Origin of the sequence: Moorena sp. SIO4E2 (assembly GCF_010671945.1) — a bacterium.
GTDB classification, from domain to species: domain Bacteria; phylum Cyanobacteriota; class Cyanobacteriia; order Cyanobacteriales; family Coleofasciculaceae; genus Moorena; species Moorena producens.
Map to the genome: position 1 here is coordinate 1 of NZ_JAAHIE010000807.1, position 2,724 is coordinate 2,724.

Below are 2,724 nucleotides of genomic sequence, written 5' to 3' on the forward strand. Positions count from 1 at the left end.
GAGATGATGCGTTCGCGAAGCGGTTCCGAAGGAACATCGCGCCCAATTTCCCACACTCGCCACCAAGACCTGTAATACCAATCCGTGTCGGAATTGTGAGAATTTTTGTTACCTTTTCCCGACTCCCTCGGTGCGCTTTCCGTTGGCGAATTAAATTCGCCACGGGTCGCACCGCTCCCGACTCCCGACTCCCGACTCCCTGTTCTCTTTGATATATTAATCTTCAAGTTCCTCTCGCTTTAGGTATTGTCCCCAGAAGTAAAATGGCACTGCACCTCCAACTCCCATGACCACGAAAGTACCCAGAAACATGGTCAGTCTGATCGGTAAAGGAAGTGACCATCCAAAGGAGGTAATTCTGTAAGGTTTAGGTTCAGAGCGTTCTGTGGAAACATGTCGGGAATCAACTTTAACCTGAACCTGATGCCTTTCCGCCCGTATCGGGTTGGGGTCATTGTAGGTGATTTCATACTCACCGAGCAGAGCATCAAGGAATACTTTCAAGGACTTGCCAAGAGCCTGAGCATCCCCCGAAATTTTACAAATTCCTCCCGTAATCCTGGAAATTTCGTCTATGCGATCGCGGTCTACAAACTCTTCTTCTGGTACTTTGTTTGGTGGCAATTTTTTCTTGCCACCCTCAGTATAAAAAACGTCTTCCCTTGTTGCTTCTTGTTTAGAAAAGCCATTGTTTTTATACTTCTCGGCTAACTCTCGAGGTTTTAAGCCATACCCCAAAGTATGCACAATAATATTATCATTGACTTTGATCAGTCTCTTGAGTGTTTCAAATTCCTGCTCTTCTGCTTCTTTGGTTGCCGATGTACTGTGATAACCATCAGATAGAAGAATAATCGAAAGCCGGGGCTGTTGAGGCTGAGGTTGCCAGAATTTCTCTTTTTTCGGATAGAAGCGAGGGTCACCTCTTTGCTCACTTAAGAAATTTACTGCTTCAGTAAGGGGTTTGTAGACATTAGTGGCAGCACAGGGTTTTTTACTGGCAAGCTCACCAAGATAGTTTTGGAGTTCGGAGTCTCCTACAGGAAAAAATTTATTGAGTGTGGCTTGATTAACAGGATAGCCACCCTTGGGGCAATTTTTGGGATGGGGTTCACCAAAGGGAACAATTGCTACTTGAGTATGACTACTGCGATCTGCTGTATTTTTGATAAATTCTCGCATCGCTGCAGTGGCTCCCTCCAGTTTGCTTTGGCTAGAGCCTGGTTTATCGGGCTTGGCCATACTGCCACTCATGTCCAGTAGGAAGATAATCCAGGCCGAAGGCTGCTCAGCTTTTGTCGGATTTTTCCAATGCTTGGGCTTAAAGGTAACTTTATCATTATTTACATAGACCTGGAAATTTTCATCGGTGAGGTTGGTGACAGGTTGGTCATATTCATTTTTGACTTGGATGCGAATTTTGACCTGTTCATCCTCAACGGTGGCATTAAGGATTTTCGCTTCTTGTGCCTGTACTCCACTAGGATAAGTAAAGCAACCGGCACACAATATTAGTAAACTAAGCTTGCGGGTCAAAGAAACGATTGTAGTAGACAAAGCGATAGATTTTTTCTTCATTTTTCCCTCCTGGATAAAGGCTATTAAACGTCAAGACATGGTTATGTTTCAAAACAATATCTTCGCGGGTTTTCAAGGGTTTACCGTTAATTTCGATAGTATTGAAATGTAGGGGATTGGGAGATAAAATTGCTTGGCGCTGCTTCAGTACTATGTCTGCTACATGGAGTGGCAATCCAGGCAAATAAATATCCGAGCCTCCTTTATGGTTTACCTGTTTGACAGCAGAGCCAATTCTAATCGTGCCAGTAGCAGGTAATTGAATTGACAACCCCTCTTCGATTTCATCGGCTTTACTGTTACTGACAAATTTTAGTAGAGACTTATTGATATAGGGAAAAGGATTATTTACGGTGATCACCCCTGGCTCACTATCTTCATAGTTAGGTCCGGTGTATTCAAAACCACCACCTGCTCTCAGTGCTGCCATATAACTTGGTGAATTGGTAATGCTAAATACTAAACCTAGCACCAAGCCTAAAATCGAGAATCCTAGAGGGTCTTCAAAACCTCTGTTTTCGATCTCACTCAACAGTGGGCGGATCGATTCAAACAGTAGAGCAGCAACTAACGCTGCACCACTAGCCGCAATCATACTAGTTCTTAACCGTTCTTGGAAGCGTTTGGGATCCCCTGCTTCCACACTGCGCCACCACCAAGTCAGTCCCTCTGCCAAGCCTACTGAGCTCCCTATTAAGAGCCAACTTAGGAGTCTAATTATAATTCCTGGAATAGGAGATAATAACAGGATTTGGTAAATCACTCCAGAAATTAAACCGATGATAATTCCTAAGCCAACAGCAATCAGGATCGGAATTTTGGCAATGCGGAGGTTTAGTTTAAGTCTGGTGGGGTTACTAATAAAGATTTCATTAATTACCATCCCCACGGCTAAGGAGATAGCAATGCACGGAAATAGGACAATTTCTTCTGGAATTAGCTTTGACAAGCCTAGGTTAGTAATTGCGACTTGACCGATATTCCAGCCAATTAATGCTGAGGTTATTCCAGCTAGTATGTAAAGGTAAATCCGCATTTTTTACATCATGTTTTATTTTGATTATTTTGGGTTCTATTATATACTTGTTCAAGATTTTTTTTGGTATCATACTTTAATTGTTCATAGGTTGATTCAGATATTCCAGA

2 protein-coding genes are annotated in these 2,724 nt (G+C 42.9%); both read right to left on the bottom strand.

Annotated elements, in window-relative coordinates; all coding sequences use genetic code 11:
- Window positions 1-216 precede the first annotated feature (216 nt).
- Complete coding sequence (locus F6K37_RS37500; RefSeq protein WP_287256099.1) at window positions 217-1,578, bottom strand: vWA domain-containing protein; 1,362 nt, start codon at window positions 1,576-1,578, stop codon at window positions 217-219.
- Window positions 1,520-2,614, bottom strand: a complete 1,095-nt coding sequence (locus tag F6K37_RS37505) for a hypothetical protein (RefSeq protein ID WP_287256101.1) — start codon at window positions 2,612-2,614, stop codon at window positions 1,520-1,522. Before F6K37_RS37505 ends, F6K37_RS37500 begins: the two co-directional genes overlap by 59 nt.
- Between the last annotated feature and the right edge of the window lie 110 nt (window positions 2,615-2,724).

Bases quoted from the DNA above. Each gene is read 5' to 3' on its own strand.
- F6K37_RS37505 (WP_287256101.1), bottom strand. From the start codon at position 2,614: ATGCGGATTTACCTTTACATACTAGCTGGAATAACCTCAGCATTAATT.
- F6K37_RS37500 (WP_287256099.1), bottom strand. From the start codon at position 1,578: ATGAAGAAAAAATCTATCGCTTTGTCTACTACAATCGTTTCTTTGACC.